17 protein-coding genes are annotated in these 20,907 nt (G+C 39.2%); 6 read left to right on the forward strand and 11 right to left on the reverse strand.

The window, feature by feature from the left end; translation table 11 throughout:
- Positions 1-151: 151 nt before the first annotated feature.
- The gene (locus tag VXM68_RS20335; RefSeq protein ID WP_367209826.1) at positions 152-2,662 is read left to right on the forward strand and encodes a kelch repeat-containing protein; all 2,511 of its coding nucleotides are present in this window, start codon (positions 152-154) and stop codon (positions 2,660-2,662) included.
- Positions 2,663-2,670: 8 nt separating this feature from the next.
- On the opposite strand, the gene VXM68_RS20340 is transcribed toward VXM68_RS20335, so the two are convergent.
- The 9 genes from VXM68_RS20340 to VXM68_RS20380 form a co-directional block, all read right to left on the reverse strand.
- A complete protein-coding gene (locus VXM68_RS20340; protein ID WP_294182829.1) occupies positions 2,671-3,420 on the reverse strand; it encodes a YoaK family protein in 750 nt (249 codons plus the stop codon).
- Positions 3,404-3,904, reverse strand: a complete 501-nt coding sequence (locus tag VXM68_RS20345) for a hypothetical protein (RefSeq protein WP_293954572.1) — start codon at positions 3,902-3,904, stop codon at positions 3,404-3,406. The genes VXM68_RS20340 and VXM68_RS20345 overlap by 17 nt, the downstream gene beginning before the upstream one ends.
- Positions 3,891-4,409 carry a hypothetical protein gene (locus VXM68_RS20350; protein WP_293954570.1) on the reverse strand — a complete coding sequence of 173 codons (519 nt, stop codon included), beginning with the start codon at positions 4,407-4,409 and terminating at the stop codon, positions 3,891-3,893. The genes VXM68_RS20345 and VXM68_RS20350 overlap by 14 nt, the downstream gene beginning before the upstream one ends.
- Positions 4,410-4,556: 147 nt before the next feature.
- The gene (locus tag VXM68_RS20355) at positions 4,557-5,987 is read right to left on the reverse strand and encodes a TolC family protein (RefSeq protein ID WP_294182832.1); all 1,431 of its coding nucleotides are present in this window, start codon (positions 5,985-5,987) and stop codon (positions 4,557-4,559) included.
- Positions 5,988-5,994: 7 nt separating this feature from the next.
- Positions 5,995-7,356 carry an HlyD family efflux transporter periplasmic adaptor subunit gene (locus VXM68_RS20360; protein WP_294182834.1) on the reverse strand — a complete coding sequence of 454 codons (1,362 nt, stop codon included), beginning with the start codon at positions 7,354-7,356 and terminating at the stop codon, positions 5,995-5,997.
- Positions 7,346-8,347: an ABC transporter transmembrane domain-containing protein gene (locus VXM68_RS20365; RefSeq protein WP_367209827.1), complete on the reverse strand. Its 1,002-nt coding sequence runs from the start codon at positions 8,345-8,347 to the stop codon at positions 7,346-7,348. The genes VXM68_RS20360 and VXM68_RS20365 overlap by 11 nt, the downstream gene beginning before the upstream one ends.
- Before the next feature lie 67 nt (positions 8,348-8,414).
- The gene (locus VXM68_RS20370) at positions 8,415-8,900 is read right to left on the reverse strand and encodes a hypothetical protein (protein WP_294182838.1); all 486 of its coding nucleotides are present in this window, start codon (positions 8,898-8,900) and stop codon (positions 8,415-8,417) included.
- A gap of 126 nt (positions 8,901-9,026) precedes the next feature.
- A complete protein-coding gene (locus VXM68_RS20375; RefSeq protein ID WP_367209828.1) occupies positions 9,027-10,385 on the reverse strand; it encodes an ATP-binding protein in 1,359 nt (452 codons plus the stop codon).
- A gap of 10 nt (positions 10,386-10,395) precedes the next feature.
- Positions 10,396-11,121, reverse strand: a complete 726-nt coding sequence (locus VXM68_RS20380) for a response regulator transcription factor (protein WP_293954560.1) — start codon at positions 11,119-11,121, stop codon at positions 10,396-10,398.
- Between the two features lie 206 nt (positions 11,122-11,327).
- Between VXM68_RS20380 and VXM68_RS20385 the strand changes: the two genes are divergently transcribed.
- Complete coding sequence (locus VXM68_RS20385) at positions 11,328-12,194, forward strand: cold-shock protein (RefSeq protein WP_293954557.1); 867 nt, start codon at positions 11,328-11,330, stop codon at positions 12,192-12,194.
- 179 nt (positions 12,195-12,373) lie between these two features.
- On the opposite strand, the gene VXM68_RS20390 is transcribed toward VXM68_RS20385, so the two are convergent.
- Both VXM68_RS20390 and VXM68_RS20395 read right to left on the reverse strand, forming a co-directional pair.
- Positions 12,374-13,657, reverse strand: coding sequence for a Gfo/Idh/MocA family protein (locus VXM68_RS20390; protein ID WP_367209829.1), 1,284 nt, complete (start codon positions 13,655-13,657; stop codon positions 12,374-12,376).
- A 247-nt stretch (positions 13,658-13,904) separates the two neighbouring features.
- A complete protein-coding gene (locus VXM68_RS20395) occupies positions 13,905-14,891 on the reverse strand; it encodes a Gfo/Idh/MocA family protein (RefSeq protein WP_367209830.1) in 987 nt (328 codons plus the stop codon).
- A 396-nt stretch (positions 14,892-15,287) separates the two neighbouring features.
- Here VXM68_RS20395 and VXM68_RS20400 point away from each other — a divergent pair, with 396 nt between their 5' ends.
- The 4 genes from VXM68_RS20400 to VXM68_RS20415 all read left to right on the forward strand — a co-directional run bounded on the left by VXM68_RS20400 (position 15,288) and on the right by VXM68_RS20415 (position 20,860).
- Complete coding sequence (locus tag VXM68_RS20400; RefSeq protein ID WP_367209831.1) at positions 15,288-16,328, forward strand: sensor histidine kinase; 1,041 nt, start codon at positions 15,288-15,290, stop codon at positions 16,326-16,328.
- Positions 16,318-17,007 (forward strand): LytR/AlgR family response regulator transcription factor, encoded by a 690-nt coding sequence (locus tag VXM68_RS20405; RefSeq protein ID WP_367209832.1) that lies wholly within the window; start codon positions 16,318-16,320, stop codon positions 17,005-17,007. The genes VXM68_RS20400 and VXM68_RS20405 overlap by 11 nt, the downstream gene beginning before the upstream one ends.
- Before the next feature lie 151 nt (positions 17,008-17,158).
- Entirely contained in the window at positions 17,159-19,690 is a 2,532-nt protein-coding gene (locus tag VXM68_RS20410; protein WP_367209833.1) for a TonB-dependent receptor, read from the forward strand.
- Between the two features lie 288 nt (positions 19,691-19,978).
- Positions 19,979-20,860, forward strand: coding sequence for an AraC family transcriptional regulator (locus tag VXM68_RS20415; RefSeq protein WP_293954541.1), 882 nt, complete (start codon positions 19,979-19,981; stop codon positions 20,858-20,860).
- Positions 20,861-20,907 lie beyond the last annotated feature (47 nt).

Raw genomic sequence — 20,907 nt, forward strand, 5'->3', positions numbered from 1 at the left:
GCCGCATTTTTTTGCATACTTTTAACGCTGTTAGATATATTGGTAAGGGATATCCTAACCATTACGATTTCATTAAAAGCCGACAAGAGACAACAGGTAACATAAGCAGCTCATTGTCGACGACTAATTGGTTTAAGTTTTTGATTGTGCTATGCCACGCTGTACACTATATATTCTTTTTTTACTTTTAATTCCGATACTCTCCCTATCTCAGGGGCTCAAGTTTAGCGCCGGCCATGAACCTATAGATAAACGGACCTCCTACGAATTATTTAATAAAAAGGAGATTTCATTCGAGAAGCAGTTTACCTTAGCATTTCAATTATCCATTTACGCATCAAACTCTTTAGGTAATATTTTCCGTGTCAAGAATAAGGACAACAACACGATATATAATCTGTTTTATGATGAAGAGGGAGAAAACTGTATTTTCCGCCTGAATGAAGAAGGTAAGACTAGTCTGATCATCGCAAAAATAAATCAGCAGCGACTATTTAAGGAGGAATGGATAAACATTCAGTTGACCTTTGATCTTGAAGAGCAAGTCTTTAAGCTTAAGATCCAGGATCAGGCGTTTGAATCGCCAAAGGTCAAGCTACCGCGAGTATACAGTCCCCGAATTGTTTTTGGAAAAAGTGATTATCTGATTGATGTACCCATGATGTCGATCAAAAATGTACGTATTGGAAATGCAACGCATCAGTACTTCTTTCCGCTAAAGGAGAATGCGGGACATATTGTCCACGATGAAGATGGCAATGCTTACGGGAGTGTTTCCAATCCAACATGGCTAATGCTAGATTCTTACAGATGGAAAAATATTTTTTCGAACAGTTCACCGTCACAAGCTGGCTCATGTTACAATCAGCGAACGAAAGAGATTTATTATTTTAATCAGGATTCCATAACCATATACAATGTAAAAACCAATCAAACGAATAAGCTGGCGTTTCAAAACCCCTGTCCTGTTAAACTGGTTTTAGGAAACAATTTCATCGACTCTACGACAAATAAACTCTATGTTTATGAACTTTTTTATACGCAATCTTATTTAGGTCCTACAGTCGCCAGTCTTGATCTTAAAAATTTCGAATGGAAAGTCGAGAGTTACGACCTGATCAAGAAGGAGCTAAATCATCATGGCTCTTTTTATGACGAAAGAAATCGGCAGTTCTATATTTTCGGGGGCTATGGCAATATGACATACAGTGATGAATTTAGACGTTACGATGTCGACTCCAACAAATGGCAAACCTTAGAGGGATGGTCAGGTGATAAAATCTTCCCGCGTTATTTTCTTACCGCTGGAAAAGGTACCGAAGATCATACCGCCTATATATTCGGAGGTATGGGAAATGAATCGGGAGAACATATTGTTGGGCGAAAATATCTGTATGATTTTTATCAGATTAATTTGAACAGTAAGAAAATCATTAAAAAATGGGACATCATGTGGAAAGACAAGCATATCGTGCCAGCCCGAGGTTTGGTCTTTCCAGATGAGGCACACTTTTATGCTCTATGCTATCCAGAGTATCTAACAAAATCCAATATTCAACTTTATCGCTTTTCGATTCTAGACGGAAGTTTTGCCATAGTAGGCGACTCCGTCCCGATCTACTCGGATAAAATAAGTACGCATGCCCAACTTTATATGGATAAGCAGTTAGGCAGACTCCTAGTGTTGGTTCAGGAATCAAAGGATGATATCCAATCGACATTAAAGGTTTATTCATTAAACATGATTCCTATAAGTCTGTCTGAGCTAAACAGCTTTCCTAGATATGGTTCTCACCGCAAGATATTTCTATTCTTGATGATATTGGGGATAGTTGGATTGAGTATCTACTTTATTTGGAGGCAAAGAAAAGGAAAAAGACAATTAACTGATCTACTAGAAGAGACGGCACTTATCACACACCCAATAGCAGTGACCGCTGAATTGCCAAAAAAAGACGATTTTGTTCGTCCGAATGCAATTTTTCTATTCGGTGAGTTTCGTGCGTTTGATCGAAACAAACGGGATGTCTCCTATTTATTTAGCACAAAGCTTAAGCAGGCATTTTGCCTCATTCTATCCCACCGATCGGGTATAAGTTCTCCATACTTCAGCCAGATGATGTGGCCTGACAAATCAGAAGATAAGGTCAAGAACTCGCGAGGAGTCACGATCAACCATTTAAGAAAAGTACTAAACGAATTTACAGGAATAGAACTTGTGCATAAGAAGGGCCGATTTATTATTGAAACAACAGAAGAATTCTATTGTGATTATGTAGCATGTATCCAGTTAATGGTTGATCCATCGTGCATCAATGAAAGCAGATTAACTCAAGTCATTCAGCGGGGAAAGTTCTTACAGGGATTGGATCACCCTGTATTTGATACCCTAAAAACTGAAGTTGAACAAAGTTTGCTTCCTATTTTTCTAGCGAAACTTCAGCAAGCGGATCTCGAACATCAACATAAAAAAAGCATTGCGTTAGCACATGCCATACTGTTATTAGATCCCTTGAATGAGCAGGCTATATTCTCTCAAGTAAGAGCGATGTTTGCCTTACATCAGCAAGAGGATGCCCGTATAAAATTTCAACAATTCTGCCTCAATTATAAACAGCTGATGAACGAAGATTTCCCATACCAACTGGATAAAATTATATAGCCCCCATTTTAGGTCGCCGCCCCCTCACGATGACGATTTACAAATTGCTTTTTCAGCATATACAATTTGTAATGATCGTACAAGCCGATAATTAGAAGAACAAAACAGACGATGTAAAAAGTTTTGTTCGATAAGTAGGTAAAAGAAATACCACTTAAGAGCCCACCAAGTACATAAGCTGACACAATGCTCAAGAGCAAATGAAATTTATCCACCAATGCCTTATTATTTCGGTTTGATTCTTTTGTAAACATCGAAATTAATATGGCAAGATCTGTCGTCAAGCCGGTTAAATGTGTCGTTTTTACGACAAAATTTGATATGCTCGCGGTTAAACCATTTTGTAATCCCATCGCAAACAATAATGCGCCAACAAGTATCTCTGTTTCTTTTAAAGAGTCCTCATAAAAGACATCCAGATATATGCCTACAAACAATATACTCAGTATTTCCAATGCCAAGGGAATAGAATGAGTCAGGTAGGAACTAAAGCGTCCTTTACCATGGATAATGATAAGATTCGAAATCATACTTCCCGTCAAAAAAAGTAATATCCAAAACAACACCACTGCCCCTTGATACCAATTCCCTTTCGCTATCTCCTGGGCAAAAACAGCATAGTAACCGGTTACATTGGATGTAAACGAGAAGAAGACGATAACGGAAGCGACATTGACCATTCCCGCCGAAAAAGCGGTAATCCCGCCCAACTTGATATTATCTTCGATGGTCCTATGATTGCTATATTTTCTCAGCATATTTTTCCTTTCCTCCTTTTTTCAACACGATACGCGCTATACCTTTTGTCTGCATATCCAAATTAAGGTGCAGCACCAATTGGTTTTTGTTGAGCTTCTGAATAACAAAGCTTTCAATAAGCTCATCATTCTTTCGAAGCTCAAGGATGTGCCCCCTCCCCTTCAAAAACCAGTTGTATTGTTGATCCTCATGATGGGCAATAAAATTTTTATCACCCATCCTCTCAAAATGCCATAACCCATCCTGCAAAGGCGGAAGATGAGCTATTGCGGCATCTTTTATTCCTTCATGAATAACAGTCTGCTTCTTAAACATAGGCGACTTCTCCACTTTCTCAAAGTACCAACCTTGCTCTTCCCATTCGCCTTCTAAAAGACGCTCAGGGTTTTCATAAAAAACAACCATTGAACTCGCTCCCAAAAGCAGAAAAGTCAACAATACAAAGTTGAATTTTGCCAGTATTTTTCTCTTAATAATTAACATCCCATTTTTTGTTAAAAAATAAATCCGCTAACACATTTCTCCCTGTTTTGTTTGTTCCAGGTTTTTCGACGATCCTCACATTTTTCTGTTTACTTCTGTTCAAATGAAGCAAAGCCTGTCCCACGTCAAAAAAGTGCCGTGTTCTTTTTTCAAATTGATAATCTGTTGGAACTTTGACTTCATCAATCCGAGCTCCACGCAAATAATGCTTTAAATAATTGAGATTGTCCGAGCTGAGGATATCGGTATAGATTGTTAGCTTACGATTTTCATACCGATGACAGATCATTTGACAGGCTTTCAAGAAATCTTCGGATTGAAGATTGCTAAGTTGGTCTTCCAACGTGATTCCTAATAATTCACTGATCGAAGTACTACTCTTATTCCCATAAACTAGAATGATATCAAGCTCTTCTGCCGTCGATTGTTCGATGCTATGAATAACAAAAAATAGCGAATCAATTGTAAAATCACTTGGAATTAATACCCGCGTTGCCTTTGCCATATCCAATTATTTTTATATAAAATTAATAGGCCACCATGGCAATCGAATGAATCTGGAATTAACTTTCTATTAGAATGTTCAAATCGATATTAAAATGAGATTAAAAAGAATGCGCAGATTAAAATCAGATTAAAAAGAATACGTAGATTAAAATTTGGTTCCGGCCTTGTAGTATAATTCTGCCAGTGCCTTCCGAAAATCCGTAAAAAGCTTTTCTTGCTTTATGCGCATTTCGATCAGTTTGCTTTCTCTGCTATTGACCACAAACAAGGTTGATTCACCTAGTTCAAACTTGTTTAACTCTCCCTTAAGTAAACGTTCTTGGTTACTCACATTCAACGCATGAAGTTCGAATTGCGTGCTATATGCTGTTAATTCGTTGTATTTTCTAATAACATCATTGTAAATGTTGCGCTCCGTAACCGCCTGTTCGTAGTGCAATTGATCTAACTTAATTCTTACCTCTTTTAATTTACCCCTTTCGCTGCGGATAAATAGGGGAAATGCAAATTCAAACCCCAGTTTATAATTCTGCCAGTTGAAATCATACTGTGGTGGTATAAAATCATTGAAACTGCGGCGGCTTGATATCAGTGTTCCTGAAACCGTAAATTTTGGTTTGAGCATTTCCTTACGGTAGCGTTCCTCAAATTCGAGCTGTTGATTTTTACTCGCCAATTTGATCAATTCAGGATGGGCAATTTTGGCTGAATCAAGAAGCGCATGGATCACTTTGTTGTCCGGCAAGAGAATTTCGCCAGCTGCCTTATGAGGAACTGCGTAATCTGGAAGTTCCACTGGAAATTGCTGATCATTCCAAAGGTGATTAGATAACATAATTCGGGCATTTTTTAACTCGGCTTCATACTTCGAAAGCTCTATCCACCTTTCTTTGACCACGACAGAGGCCTCAATCGAATCAATCGCAGGTTTATCACCCAAGACGGTTTGCTCACTGATGGCCTTAAAACGTTGATCTGCTAATTTTACACCCTCCAGTAAAAACTGATATTGCTGATAGGCAAAATACCAATTCCAGTAATCTGAGACTGCCTGGAACCAAATGCTATTGATTTGCTTTATCTTTTCGCCTTCTAAATAGCGTACCATTGCTTTTGCCTGCTGTAACGTATTTCTTCTGCTATCAATAATTAATCCTTGTCCAAGTGGTATACTTAAGCCTACGGCAGACAGGCCAGCGCTGTTCGTCCTGGATTGAGGGTTGGTATAGTCACCGACATTCCTATCGTAAGCAATTTTAAGGTCGGCTCCAGCCAACCAAAGTGGAATTTTCAGCTCACTATTCCACGCGTTGTAGTATTCCTTATTGCCGAAGTATTTATTTTTAAAACTTGCATTGATAGTCGGATCAAACTTACCTAATCCCTGCATCACCTGCGCTTTAGCCGTCTCGCTCAATAGATTGACTTGTTTTACAATCGGATGGTTAGCCATCAAAAGTGCCTCCATGTCGCCCAAAGTGAACGTTTTTCTCGCCGTATTCTCCTTTTCCTGCGCGGGAAGCAAATGGCATAGAAAAACATACAATACAATAAAAATGAGATTCAATTTGCTCATAGCATAATCACTTTTTTCCACTATCCTTAGGTTCACGCTCCAAACTCGGCGGAAATCCATTTAACTGTCGCCATATCTCGTACCATAAAGGGACTTTATTTAAAATAACTCTTCCGAATACCCCTGACCCTTGATTTAACTGGACCGGCCAGGGTTCATCCCCTTCAGGGACCGGCGCTGTTGCGCGCACCAAGATCCTAAATTGACCATTGGTACTGCTCACTTTATCGATAACCGACACTTTTCCTGCAAAAGTACCAACTGCCACTGAAGGCCAACCTGAAAACTGTATCGATGGCCACCCATCAAATTGTAGCCGTACATCGCTTTCCGGTGCTATCAATGGCACATCCATCGCATTGACATACAGTTCAACGGCAAGCAAGGGGGTTTTAGGCTGCAATGTCGCCACAGACTCTCCCTCTTTCATATTTTCACCTATTCCAGCTTTGAAAGTCTTGACAATAAATCCGTCCTGTGGCGCCCTAACAATATACAGTCCTCTTCTCACATCAATATTGGAAATTTCATTTTTGAGTTTAGCAATATCACCTTGCACAGAAGCTTTAGAGGAAAAAGCAGAACTTAAATCCGATTGTGCTTTCGCTAATGACTCGTTATATTTTGCACGAATGTTATTTAATTCTATTTGTGCATTGGTTAAAGATTGCCTTGAATTGGAAAGCTTATTTTCGGCACTAACAACTTTAGCTCGGTCATTCTGTAGATTTAGACGTCTTGTTTCAATATCTGTCAGAGAAAACAGCCCATCTCGATACCCCTCTTCGTAGCGCTTAAGCCGTTTTTCACTGGTCTCGAAAAAGCTCACAACCGCAACGAGTTCAGCACTATCAATTTTCACGAGATTTTGAGACTGTATCACCTTATTTTTTGCAGACTCGAGTTGAAATTCCAAACCGTTACGTAAAGCTACAATCTGCGCTTCGGTGGCTTTCATTTTTTGATCTGCGGCATCCTCACCGCTTTGTTTAGCATGCAATTGCTCTTTTAAACGCAAGGGTAGCATTGGATCAAAATAAGATTGGGCAGTTTCCGAAAGCACCAAAATTGTGTCACCTTTCTTCACTTCCTGTCCCTCAGTAACTGCCCAATACTCGATACGACCGCCAATTTGATTTTGTATCGTCTGTGGTCTATCTTCGGGCCGAAGCGCGGTTACCGTGCCTATTCCAGCAATTGTCTGCCTCCAAGGCAGAAATAATGCAAGCGCAAAGATAACCGCAGAGCATACCAAAAGGCGTCCCAAAACGAGTGATCCACGTTCTTTCAATAGTTTAGATACTGCATCCTGGGAGAGATCTCTCCACGAAACTGTTTTTTCGCTCTTATCATCCTTGTTAATCCACATAATTAGCAGCGTCCTCCTCCAACGCAAGATCCGTTATCGCCGCTAACTTGACTACTCCTGTCAGCATATCAAAAATCGTATTTAGATTGGTCATCAGTTTCTCGATAGCATAACCGATTTGAACGATGACGACTTCGGCAGCCACAAATTGCCCAAAAGTCATTTGTCGCTCAACAACATAATAAGATCCCAGTAAAAGCATCGCCCCAAACAGTAGAGTACGAAGCATGACAGAGCCTATGAAAAACCTTTTTAAGACCTTAAAATGATCATTGCGAGCTCCTAAATATTTACCGACAATATGATCTGTATTGTCTGTCACTGCCTGCATTTTTGCTTTGTCCCCGCGATAAAGCGCTATATTCTCCGCAACAGATTCTAAATAGGCCACCGTCTTATATTTGTATTCGGATTCTTCAATGCTCGTCCGTAATCCCCTTTTATAATATAGCGCCAATATAATGATAACAACACAGATCACAACCAACCCAAAAGCCAAAAACACAGGATGGTAAAAGGACAATAACACCACGCTAAAGAAGATGGTTACAACTGCAGCGATGATATCGATCAAAAGTTTAATAATTCCTTTTTGAATAATGATCACATCAAAAAATCGATTCACCAATTCCACAAGATTTTCCCCTAACAATTCCTTGGGATCAATTCGCGGAAGGCGATACGAAAATTCTATTGCTGATTTTAGAAAGATTTTCTGTTCTAAATATTCAACCAGCGTGAGTTGTCCGATCAGTAACGTGCCGGCCATGACCACGCCAAACAGCACAAAACCAATTAAAATATAAGTAGAGCTATACATTGCTCCGTTGCTTAAAAAATTAAATATCGCTGTAATCCCTATTGGAATTGTCAGGCTAAACATACCAATGACGATAGCATAAATAAATATAAAATTGATTGTTTTACGTTCTGGATGTAGGAGACTAACCAGACGCTGCAAAGGAGATGGTCCGCCGTGTAATTTCGCCATAAAAATAAAAAATAGATAATTTGAATATTATGTTTTAATCCAATGACAGTTGGACAATTTCTGCTGATTACCCATTCGTCAGTGCCATTTTATGATGAGAAGGATCTCCCTTGTCGCTAAACAGTACGATCGAACGAATTTGGCCCCCGACATTTCGGAGCGCTTCAGCAACATTAAAAAAATGACGTGTCTTCTTTTTATAGTTATAATTGCGAGGAATTCTAATTTCGTCAACAGCTTGCCCACGGAGGTAATGTCGGAGATAGTTTTTATTGTCTGTACATAAAATATCGGCAAAGATATTGAGGTGGCGGTCTTGATAACGCTGATACAGTACACGACAAGCATTTAAGAAAGATTCAGATTGGAGCATATCGAGCTGATCATCCAATCCGATACCGAGCAATTCACTTGCTGAACTACTGCTTTTATTACCGTATACCAGAATGATATCAATTTGCTCGGCCACCGATTCTTCTATACTCTGCTGGACAAAATCAAGCGAATCAACCGTAAAATCGCTGGGAATTAATATGCGCGTTGTTTTAGCCATACTATTTTTTTAAGCAAAGTTAAAACGCAGTTATGGCAATGGTATGAATCTAAAATTAGCTTTCGATTAGAAAGTTGACAACAGTATTAAAACTGGATTAAAAACTGTACTGAAATTAAAACTGGATTAAAATCGCAGATAAGTCGGTAATTCCACTTCAACAGTTGTGCCTTCCCCTACAATAGAGTTGACTTTCAACGAACCGCCATGCAGCTTAATGATATTTCTTGCCAAAGGTAAGCCAATTCCATAACCATCGATACCACTTGTATTGGAAGCTCTAAAATAAGGATCGTAAATATGATCTAATTCTCGGGATGGTATTCCTATCCCCTTGTCTTTGATAAGGATAAAAACTTTGTTGTCCAATGCACCTAATGCGATGTAAGCGGTTCTATCGGATGAATATTTACAGGCATTACTGATAATATTAGACAGCGCAAGCTGGAGCAAAATTTCATTTCCATTCACCTTAAGTCGCATGCTATCATCTGGTAATAGGCTAAAATCTGTTATAATCTTAAATTTATCGTTGATAGCCTTAACTGTCAGCTCGGCATCCATTACGATCTGATCAATACGAACTGGATTGAACGTTGTCGCATTGTTTACAAAACCTGTACGCGCCAACAATAAGAGTGCTTTCGTTTTTTTCTCCAGATGCTCTGCAGATTCAATAATTTTCGATAATGTGCGTTGGTACTCCTCATTGCTGCGTTCTTTGGATAAGGCAAGATCTGCCTGCCCGATAATGGAAGTTAATGGCGTGTTCAGTTCATGGGACGCATTGCTGATAAAGTTTTTTTGAGTTTCAAAAGAGGTCTCTAACCGCGTCAACATTCGGTTAAATGTCTGTGCAAGACCATGAAGTTCACCTTTATATTTATCCTCATCCAATCGCTTATAAAGATTTTCGGAACCAATGGCCTGTACCTCCTTCATCATGGTCAATATGGGCTTTAAGAATGAGCGTTTCATGAAAACCGAAACAACAAAAATAAAGAGGATACCTAAAATCAGGCTTATAATGAGCAAGTTCCGGAGGTAAGCCAGATGATGGGTATAAAAATAATTTTCCGCAGATGCCCCAACAATATAGTGACGACCGTTTTGCGAGAAATATTTAGTTGAATAAAATTGCTTGCCCGACTTGAAATTTGACGTTCCCCTTTTACTAATCTTATCCCAAAGTTCATGGTGGAATCCCTGGCTTCTTAAAATAGAATCCTTGCCATCAAATTCAACCAAAAATTCATGTTGATTATTGAGATTTTCAATAAAATCAAGGCTCCACTGATCTGCTTGGGAAGCAGATTTACTGTTCAGAAACTTTTCAGCGGCAATATTTCGTCGGAGGTCCAGCCGCTTATAAAAATCAGTAAAAGCAAAATTCGTAACGGAATAAAAGATAAAGCCAACAAAACAACTCACATATATGATTAGGATTGCAATAAGGTAGATAAGCTTACGATTATAGTTGTGCATTTTGAAATATTCAGTCTTCAATTTTTAGTACATATCCCATACCAATAACCGTATGGATGGCCTTCTTTCTTGTTACTTTTTCAATCTTTTTTCTCAGATAATTCACATAAACATCGACAACATTTGATCCAATATCAAAATTAATTCCCCATATTTTGTCTAAAAGTTCCGTTCGCTCAAATACCTTTTTCGGCCTTTGAATAAACAATAAGAGCAAACGATATTCAGTACTTGTTAAATTAAGTTCCTGACCGTCGCAATACGCTGTTTTTTTATAATCATCGATACTTAAAAAACCATAACTATAGGTGTCTTTTGACGGTTGAAGCTCACGCTGTGTGGCCTGGACAATCGACTGTTGCCGACGAATCAATGATCGAATTCGCGCTTTAAGCTCGATAAGTTTAAATGGCTTTGAAAGATAATCATCAGCTCCATTATCAAGCCCTAAAACCACATTTTCGGGCGTTCCCAAGGCTGTGAGCATCATTACTGGAAGATCCGTATACCCCCATTGCCTGATTTGTTTACAGATATCGAGGCCGTTAGTTCCCGGCAAAAGAATATCCAATAGCACAAGAGAGACATCTTGCTTCGCCAAAAGCTGCTCCAAACCTTCCGAACGCGCCAGATGAATGACTCGATAACCATCCTCGCCTAAGCCTTGTACAATCAAATCAGCGACGTCCTGCTCGTCCTCAACCAAAATAATTTTTTGCTTCTCTATATTCGTCATTACGTTTAGCTCTAATTAATGAACTCCCATCCAAACCATAAAAATAACGTTTTGACTCAAGAGACACAAATCCCATTTTTGCTGAAGACGAATCAAAGAATATACTTGCTATTTTTACACATCACGTTTAATTCGTTAGAACGAGCGAGCAAATGCTCAAGCAACGTGTGCTATAGAATAAATTTTTCATTTTCAATAGGTAATAAATGCATTTATTACTTATCTTTATGCTATTGAAACAAAACTCAACCCCAGCCATGTTTATCGGCGCAGTCAAATGGTTCGACAATAACAAAGGATTTGGTACGATTGCATTACCTGCCGGAGAAGAACTCTTTGTACATATACGTAGGTTTAAAATTCCTCCAGAACATATTATTCAGCCTGGAGAAGTTATCGTCGGTGATAAGAAGGCCGACCCCAAGAGGAGCGGCTATCTCGCTCATAACTGCAGGATTCTCAAAAGGCCCGAAGATTGGAAATTCGTCATCTCGCTCCTCGATAAAGAACATACAGTACACCTCCCCGACAGCCATGGTCGAGAACAAAAGCACAATTTAACCTCCTTAACAGCAAGACAACTTTTAAGAATCCAGCCCAAAGACCTTATTCCCAAAATGCTTACGGCTAATTTTGATGTTAATTTTGATAGCTCAATTTTTATTCCCTATGCCGAAATCATTGACAAAAGCATTACCGGTATATTTGAACGGGAAATTGCTGGCGATATACTTTCCAAGGTATTTGAATACTTCGGAAAACATGTTTCGCATCAGATTTTATTTCGTGTATGGAAAGAAAGCATGTTTAAGTATATCGGCTATCCGTCGGAAGGTGATTACGAAATTCCTGAACTTGTATTTAATTTGAATGCTACAGAAATCAATTATGAGGATCTTACCCGAATTAGTACCTACAGTTTTGGAAAATCCTTCTGCACTGATTTTGTAAATGCTTTATTTGACGACGTAGAAACGATGGATAAGAGCGACCTCGAACCTTTGTTACCTTATATTGAATTTTTGGAGAACGAGACGTCTATTGAAAAAATACATACGCTTTTGCAAGAGTAGCTGCAATGGATTACGTCTTGAAAATCGATATTCAAACCATTGCAGCTATACATGGTGCAGACGGATGAATCGTCTGCCTTACTTTTGTAGATATCCTCAGTCCTGATCTGCTATCGTACAGAAGACAGGTTAGTAATTCATTCTGCTAAGATCACATAGACCAAGGTTGTTTGCAGGTCTTATACCTTGGGCAAATTATAGCCATTATGATACACTTTTGCCAAGTATTGGTCTGCATCTTTATCGTTAAAACTGCGCTTTTGTTTATCCCAAAATAATTTCTTCTTAGACCTATACGCTATGTTTCCCATCTGCGAGAAAATGGCTATATGCGCACCGGCCTCTATCGGAGCATTTAAACCTTCTGCTGACCTCTTTCTAACGGCTTCAACAAAATTTACCATATGCTTGTCCAATCCGTTATCCTGTGAACGTTGAAAAGACACAGCATCCATTCGCCCTTTTTCTGGAATAACTTCCCATCCCTCGCGATTTACCACAAGGGTGCCATTATTACCAATAAATGATACGCCGTGATTCTTCTGGTAAGGTCCTAAATCTATCCCTGTTGCCTGCTCCCATTGCACATTGAATCCCTCAAACTCGTAGACCGTAGTTAAGCTATCTGGTGTTTCAGCAGCGTCTTCTGGATAAGCGAATTTACCTCCTGCAGCCATTACAGACACCGGATCCGACACCTTCATGCCAATCAAAGCGTAATCCAGCATATGTACCCCCCAATCAGTCATCAGGCCACCCGCGTAGTCCCAATACCATCTAAAATTGAAATGAAAACGATTGGGATTAAACGCTCGCTTAGGAGCAGGTCCTAGCCATTTATCGTAATGCACTCCTTCTGGAACAGAAGCATCTGCTTGGACTGGAACACTCTTCATCCAGCCCTGATACGCCCAAGCCTTAACAAGACGTATCTTTCCAAGTTTTCCGCTGTGGACAAAATCCATAGCATCTCGGAAGTGCTGCTGACTTCGTTGCCATTGCCCGACCTGAACAACACGTTTATGCTTTTTAGCAGCTGCAACCATAATTTCACATTCGCGAATGGAGTTACCAATTGGTTTTTCGACGTATACATCTTTCCCCGCAGCAACAGCATCAACCATTTGTAGGCAATGCCAATGATCTGGCGTAGCGATAATAACAACATCGACGTCTTTTGCTCTCAGCAGATCTTTATAATCGACGTAAGCTTTTACATTTATCTGGCGCTTCTTTAATTCCTCTACTCGATTCCGCAACACATTTTCATCGACATCACATAATGCTGTGCACTCCACTCCTGGTATATGCAAGATCGCATTCAAATTTGACCAGCCCATACCATTGGTACCAATCAGCCCCACACGGACTGTATCGGCTTGAAAACCGAATACTTTAGACTGGGCGAAAAATGCTGATGCCGCCAATAGGCTCGTGCTTCGGATAAATTCTTTTCTCTCCATTGTTTAATTGGTTTATATTGATATTATACTCAATACCAAGAAGATGATTAGCTTGGCATCTCCCCAGTAATAGCACTAATATAACATTTAGTCTTTAGTATAAAGAATATTAATTTACACAAACAACCTCAGCTAAAGTCCTTTGAATGACTGAGAGGACTCCCCAACAAATAAGGGTACATAAGACGATCAATAGTAACTGACACATATACTCCAGCAGGCACCTGTGTATCAACAGCGTCATGTATTATGATCTTATTACCGAAAAATTATCTATAATCTTCATCAAAACCAATGCTTCTTCAATCGGAGATGGATTTGGCCCGGTACCCCTGAAATATTCAACTGTACGCGAAATCATCGGCAATTGAATATTTTCAGGATGGTCAAATGTAAATTCCTTCTCTTCTGATTTGGTATGAATAGCAACAGTATTTCCAAAAATGGAAAAAGTAATGCGACCAAGGCTTCCAATAATTTCACACCTGTCTATCTGATTTTCTTTGGCAACATTGAAGCACCAACTTCCTTGAAAAACAAGTTGGTTTTCAAACAAAATGGTCCCTGTCGTTTGATCCGCAACAGCACTCTTTTCACCCTGAATTAAACTAAAACCATCATAGGATACAGGCATCCCAAAAAGATAAAGCATCAAATCCAGCTGATGAGGCGCTAAATCAAAAAAATAACCTCCTCCGGAAATGGAAGGATCAGTACGCCAATCGCCGGCACCCTGCGTCACCAAATCTGGTGTTCTGCTTTGCCACAAACGTAGTTGTACGGTTCTTAACTCGCCGATTGCACTTTGGTCAATAAGTTCCTTAACTTTTAAAAAAAGAGGCAATGCTCTTCGATAATGCGCGACAACCAACTTTCCACCCCTGGCTCTCACTTCCTCCAGTAAAGATTCAGCTTCGAGTGAATTTAAAGTGACAGGCTTTTCTACATAAACATGTTTTCCTTTACGTAAAGCAGCCAGTGCATACCCAAGATGAGACGACGGCGGTGTTGCAATATAAATCGCATTGATATCGCTATTGTCAAGTAAATCTTCTGCCTGTGAATACCACAAAGGGACTTGATGTCTCTCAGCATAGTCAGCAGCTTTGGCCACATCCCTTCGCATGACAGCCATAAGCCGACTATTATCAACAAGATTGAGCGCAGGTCCGCTTTTTTTTTCCGTGACATCACCACATCCGATGATGCCCCATACAACTTTATGACTTTCCATAAGATCTGTTCAAATTATTGCTAAAGTACTCCACATTATTCCCTAACCTAAGACCAATTGAGTGATACCAAAACTCAAAGCGGTTACAGATTTTTTTCCGCAATACGGATTAAATGTCAAATTCATGTTCTGCCATCGGTTTGGACTTATTGCTTCATGCTAAAGTTTATACCTGCAAAATACAAAACTATTCCCAACGGTTCAGCTTATTTTCCGCTTTCATAGGATTCAATCGATTCGCATGTACATTATATCGATTAGCAGCAAAGGCAGATGAATTTACAACAGGCTTTAATGAATATTTTTTTTGCTTCGAAAGGTATTTATATTGCATATAATTAGCATTTTATCTAAGTTTGGGGTTATCCAAAAATAAAGGGTTTAATTAGGCATCACATGATCGGCAGATTTTTCAGAAAATTCTATTTACATATTGTCATCTGGACAATACTATTGCTCTTACCCTTTATTACCTATCTTTACCAACCCGATAAGATCGCAGATTTTAAGCCCTATTCAGCATTCTCGCATTTAGTAAATATCATATTCCTAGCTACCCATTTTTATTTACATTGCTACATTGTCGCACCGACCTATTTTTTCGGCCGTAGAAAGATCTTTGTACTATTGATAGCACTGGGATTCGCCACTTATGTAGCCCTGAATTATAGCATAGTCTATTTTAATCCAGCTGGAGAACTTGCTCATCTGACGAAGGAGAATATTCTATTTGTCCGCCTGGTGATCGGTCCAGGTATTATTTACTCCCTCTGCATGATTACTTCTTCCATGATCTTTCTGTATGACGAACAGGCTAGACAAAAAGAACTCAATAAACAGATTGCACTGGAAAAAACGACGGCAGAACTAACCATGTTAAAACTTCAGATCAGCCCACATTTTCTGTTCAATACACTCAACAATATCCGTTGGCTTATCCGCAAACAGTCTCCCGATTCCGAAGGGACTATTGTTAAGCTATCCGAAATGCTTCGGTATATCCTTTATGAAGTAGATGGTCCCAAAGTCGAGCTGTTTAAAGAAATCGATCATATGCGCAACTTCATTGATTTACAAACTCTTCGTCTTCCGATTGAAGGAAATGTAAGCCTAGCTATTGAAGATACCGTCAAAAACAGGCTCATCCCCCCTCTTCTGTTCATACATTTTGTAGAAAATGCTTTCAAGTACGGTGTGGACAGTAAAACTGCACCCCAGATACAATTTCAATTTAAGGAAATCGAAGGTGGAATTGTCTTCACATCCCGCAATAGAATCTTAAAACATACAGAAACACGTCCAAATGAAGGTATAGGACTGATGAATGTACATAGAAGATTGCAATTACTATATCCCAATCGTCATGATCTTACGATTATAAAGACCGACGATGGAGATTTTGAAGTAACACTCAAACTGATGACTGATGAAGATTAAATGTATATTGATTGATGATGAACCCTTCGCGCTCAATATTCTTGAAGACGACTTATTAAATTTTGAACATATTGAGGTCGCCGGTAAATTTAATGCCACGGCCGAAGCTAAAGAATATTTAAAAGATCACCATATCGACTTGATTTTTCTTGATATCGAAATGCCCGATCAATTGGGCACGCAATTTATTCGGGAACTCACTCCTCGCCCGCTGGTTATCTTTACCACGGCCTACCACCAATATGCAGTCGAAGGTTTCGAGCTAAATGCCCTAGATTATCTCCTTAAACCGATTTCAAAGACCCGACTTGCCGCCGCAGTCCAAAAAGCGGAAGAAAGCATGCTGCTCCGTTCGAAAAAACCTGCTGTACAAGATCACATTATGGTCAATGTAGAATACAAAAAGACAAGAATATCACTCCATGAGATCAGTTACATTGAAGGTTTGAAAGACTATGTAAAGATTTATCTTGTAGACCGAGAATCGCCACTTCTTACGCGTAGTAACTTACGCGGGATGGAAAAAATATTACCTACTACAGACTTTCTCCGCGTACATAATTCCTTTATTGTCAACAAAAACCGTATTGAGCAGATCTTCCAAAATAGATTAATCTTGCCCGAAGCTGCCCTTCCTATTGGTAAAAAATACATCAAAAATATTGAACAGTTTACCTAATATCGCCGGATTGCATCATGATAATGATCCATTCGTCTACACATTCGCTCCTTCGGTCTACAGATGGTTGCATAGCTAAAAAATCCTTTTCAAATTTGTGTACTATGATGTAGCCTAATCCGCATAAAAGATAGCATAGCAAAGAAAAAAAATGAAAAGATTGATAGCAATAGCATTAATGGCAACCACAGTTGCCGCCGTACACGCTCAAGCACCCGCAGGAGGACGACCTGCTTTCGCAGTGTCTGAAGGCCAGATCTCGGGCCAAATTGTAGACAATGAAGGGAAACCTATTTCGCAAGCTTCGGTTAATCTATTGAAGGTCATTATAGACCAAACGACAGGTAAGGAAAGGGAAATTCTTGTAAAAAGCACCAGTTCATCGGAAAACGGAAAGTTCAATTTCTCCGCCATTTCGGCAAAAGACAAATGGAAGATTAAAATCAGCTCTGTCGGATACGCTCCAATAGATCTTTCGGTAGATTATAGCGACAATAAAACATCAAGTAAAGATCTGGGTGCGATCAAATTGGAAAATGACAACCGTAAGCTCGATGAAGTTACCGTCACTGGCCGTAAGGCACTTCTCGAAATGGACATTGACAAAAAAGTATTTAATGTAGAGAAAAATATTGTTGCCGCTGGTGGAACAGCAATTGATGTACTCCGAAATATGCCTTCGGTACAAGTCGATATTGACGGAAACGTAAAATTGAGAAATGCAGCTCCTACCATTTTTGTCGATGGAAAACCGACTACACTCACTCCCGAACAGATTCCGGCCGACGTGATCGACAAAATCGAAATTATCACAAATCCATCTGCCAAATACGACGCTTCTGGAAGTATGGCCGGTATCCTCAACATTATTCTGAAGAAAAATAAGAAAGCTGGATACAATGGTATGGTCACCTTAGGTGGAGACCGCTTTGGTGGGACCAACTTTATGGGTAGTTTAAATCTGCGTCAAAATAAATTCAATATCTCACTGACGGGAATGAATATGCGCATGCGGACCAACACCGAGGGCGACAGCCACCGTACCAGTACAATTAATGGTATAGAATCAACAGTAGATCAAGATATTGAAGGCAAAACAAAAGGTATGATTACCTTTGGCCGGCTCGGCGTAGATTACGACTTAAGTCCCAAAACAACGCTATCTGTAGCCGGCGTATTGGTTCAGGGTAAATTTAAGCCGAATGAGAACTCGTCGATCTCAACCACCTCTGGCAATAACAAATCACTCAGCGATCGGATTTCCGAATCTGAAAGAAGCTTTAAGCCACGTGGATTGCAAGCTGGTCTCGTCCAAAAATTCAAAACTGAAGGCGAGGAATTATCTGTGGATTTCAATTATTTTGGCGGTAACAACACATCCAATGGTTTATACACCACCAATTACCGCAATGGAAGCAGGGAAATCAGCGGAACTCAAATCCAAAAAAACATCGGTTCCGGTGATAATAAGTTCATGACTGTGCAGGCAGATTATGTCAAACCATTCAAAAATGGCATGAAACTCGAAACTGGTGTACGTGCACAGATCAATAAACTCAAAAATCTCAATAATAATTCCTTAAAAGCCGTGGACAAAGATGATTTTGAGAATATCACCGCAGCTTCAGCGAACTATAACAATAAGAACAGCGTCTATGCAGCCTATGCCTCACTTGGAGGAAACCTCAAGGACTGGGTATCCTATAAAGTTGGGCTGCGCGCAGAAAGCTCAACGTACGACGGTGAACTTTTGAATACAAACGAAAAGTTCCACAACAAGTATCCCCTGAGCTTATTTCCTTCTTTGTTCTTGAGCAAAAAGCTAACCGAAAAAGACCAAATACAGATGAGCGTAACCCGTCGTGTCAACCGTCCGAACTTCTTTCAGCTCATCCCTTTTGTTGACTACACGGATAGCTTGAATATTACGAGAGGTAACCCGGATCTTGTACCTGAATTTACTACATCGGGCGAATTGTCCTATAGTCGTACACATGGAAAAGGTACATTTTTGGCAACGGTATATTATAAGCGTACAAATAACCTAATTACCCGCTATCTGACGCAGGAGCTGAATCCGGTCACAAACAAAATGGACTTCATTAACACCTATATCAATGCCAACTCCAGCAAAAATTATGGCGCAGAATTCACGTACACCAATACGCTTAAAAAATGGTGGGATCTGACGGCAGACCTTAACTTCTACAATTCTAAAATTGAAGTCGACGAACAAACACCATCGGAAGGTATGTGGACCGTATTTGGAAAATTGAACAATACGTTCAATTTGCAGAAAAACTGGAATCTGCAGCTTGCGTTTGAATATCAGGGCAAAACAAATATGCCAGTAACGCAGGCTCAAACATTTGGCCCACCCATGAACCAAGCGCAAAGCTCTTCACAAGGGTATATCAAACCATTCTATGGTATCGACTTTGCCATCAAAAAAAGTTTCTTAAAGAATCAGGCTGCCTCAGCAACTCTGGCAATCAATGATATCTTCAGAACACGAGGCAATACAATCGTTTCCTCCGGAGAAGGGTTTTCCCAAACCTATTACCGTCTTTCAAATCCACAATTGATCAAATTGAATCTTTCCTACCGCTTTGGAAAAATGGATATGAACATGTTTAAGAAAAATAAAAATACGAATGCCATGGAAGGCATACAAATGCAGTAGCGAACATTTTATTATAAAAACGGGTATTTTTTAACGAAAATACCCGTTTTTTTTTGAATAGCCCAAAGAAGAATTTTATTATTTTATCGATTATTTTTCAATAAAAATTTCGGATCTCAAAAAAAAATATTAACTTGAATAATAGAAACATTAATCAAAAAGTTTTTCAACCAAGAATGTTTGAGCGTCGACTGCGCCAAATACATCAATGATTTTTTTTCACGTGTGCATAGAAAGTGGAGACATCCGCCAAATACGCCTGCAAAAATTAAAAAATAGTTAAAAAAAGTGCTAAATTATCATCTCGCATTAAAATGGATTACATTCTGTGCAGGAAATGTAAAAGTTTGCGGTTCACACGTAGAACAGCAAGGCTTTTTATTCAAATTATGGAGAGTTACAAATTATACCATTCAAGTTAAGAATAATGAAAAATTTGTATTTACGTTATTGCAATCAAAAGGTGGTATTCATCTCATTGACCAGAAAAAGTATCCGTTAGAAAGCTATCAAATTCATTTAATTTTTCCAGGACAGTCAAGTTCCTTTTCTTGTATGGAAGAGACTACTGCTTATCAGTTTAAACTCTCTAGACAAAATTTCGAAAAGCTATGTCTTAGCCTTCCTATCAATATGACGTTACTAAGGCATAACCCTATAATAGACATCACAGAATATCAATTTGAAAAACTACGTACCGATTTACAACAAATAGGATCGGAACTTTCTCGAATTCAACCGCTATTTCCACTTTTAGGGAAGCGTGCATCAATTAGCTTAGAGGAAATTAGTCGTATTCTGATGGATCGGATGGGATATCCCCAATCGACATCCCTTTCAGTAACTTTAAATAAATTCCTGGAGTTGATCGAGCTACATTACAAGGAGCAACATGATGTTGCCTATTATGCAGATGCGCTTAATATGACTGAAAACGCACTTAGGAAGCTCACTAAATACCATATGAGTGTTGCGCCACTTAAATTGATACACCGGCGCTTATTAAAAGAAGCTATGCATCTCCTAAGCACTGCGCCCAATCCGATCAAGACGACTATGATTGAACTCGGGTTTCAAGACTTGTCTACATTCTCGCATTTTTTCAAGAAACAAAAAAAAATGTCTCCATCAGCATATCAACAACTATTCTTCCCGTCTAAAAATTCTTAAAATGATTAAAAAAACAAATTATTTAAAGTTCAAATGATTAACTTCGA

The organism is Sphingobacterium sp. R2, from assembly GCF_040760075.1.
Classification (GTDB): domain Bacteria; phylum Bacteroidota; class Bacteroidia; order Sphingobacteriales; family Sphingobacteriaceae; genus Sphingobacterium.

What these genes read in the sequence shown, in the direction of transcription:
- VXM68_RS20335 (WP_367209826.1), top strand. Translation starts at nt 152, where the DNA reads ATGCCACGCTGTACACTATATATTCTTTTTTTACTTTTAATTCCGATA.
- VXM68_RS20340 (WP_294182829.1), bottom strand. Translation starts at nt 3,420, where the DNA reads ATGCTGAGAAAATATAGCAATCATAGGACCATCGAAGATAATATCAAG.
- VXM68_RS20345 (WP_293954572.1), bottom strand. Translation starts at nt 3,904, where the DNA reads ATGTTAATTATTAAGAGAAAAATACTGGCAAAATTCAACTTTGTATTG.
- VXM68_RS20350 (WP_293954570.1), bottom strand. Translation starts at nt 4,409, where the DNA reads ATGGCAAAGGCAACGCGGGTATTAATTCCAAGTGATTTTACAATTGAT.
- VXM68_RS20355 (WP_294182832.1), bottom strand. Translation starts at nt 5,987, where the DNA reads ATGAGCAAATTGAATCTCATTTTTATTGTATTGTATGTTTTTCTATGC.
- VXM68_RS20360 (WP_294182834.1), bottom strand. Translation starts at nt 7,356, where the DNA reads ATGTGGATTAACAAGGATGATAAGAGCGAAAAAACAGTTTCGTGGAGA.
- VXM68_RS20365 (WP_367209827.1), bottom strand. Translation starts at nt 8,347, where the DNA reads ATGGCGAAATTACACGGCGGACCATCTCCTTTGCAGCGTCTGGTTAGT.
- VXM68_RS20370 (WP_294182838.1), bottom strand. Translation starts at nt 8,900, where the DNA reads ATGGCTAAAACAACGCGCATATTAATTCCCAGCGATTTTACGGTTGAT.
- VXM68_RS20375 (WP_367209828.1), bottom strand. Translation starts at nt 10,385, where the DNA reads ATGCACAACTATAATCGTAAGCTTATCTACCTTATTGCAATCCTAATC.
- VXM68_RS20380 (WP_293954560.1), bottom strand. Translation starts at nt 11,121, where the DNA reads ATGACGAATATAGAGAAGCAAAAAATTATTTTGGTTGAGGACGAGCAG.
- VXM68_RS20385 (WP_293954557.1), top strand. Translation starts at nt 11,328, where the DNA reads ATGCATTTATTACTTATCTTTATGCTATTGAAACAAAACTCAACCCCA.
- VXM68_RS20390 (WP_367209829.1), bottom strand. Translation starts at nt 13,657, where the DNA reads ATGGAGAGAAAAGAATTTATCCGAAGCACGAGCCTATTGGCGGCATCA.
- VXM68_RS20395 (WP_367209830.1), bottom strand. Translation starts at nt 14,891, where the DNA reads ATGGAAAGTCATAAAGTTGTATGGGGCATCATCGGATGTGGTGATGTC.
- VXM68_RS20400 (WP_367209831.1), top strand. Translation starts at nt 15,288, where the DNA reads ATGATCGGCAGATTTTTCAGAAAATTCTATTTACATATTGTCATCTGG.
- VXM68_RS20405 (WP_367209832.1), top strand. Translation starts at nt 16,318, where the DNA reads ATGAAGATTAAATGTATATTGATTGATGATGAACCCTTCGCGCTCAAT.
- VXM68_RS20410 (WP_367209833.1), top strand. Translation starts at nt 17,159, where the DNA reads ATGAAAAGATTGATAGCAATAGCATTAATGGCAACCACAGTTGCCGCC.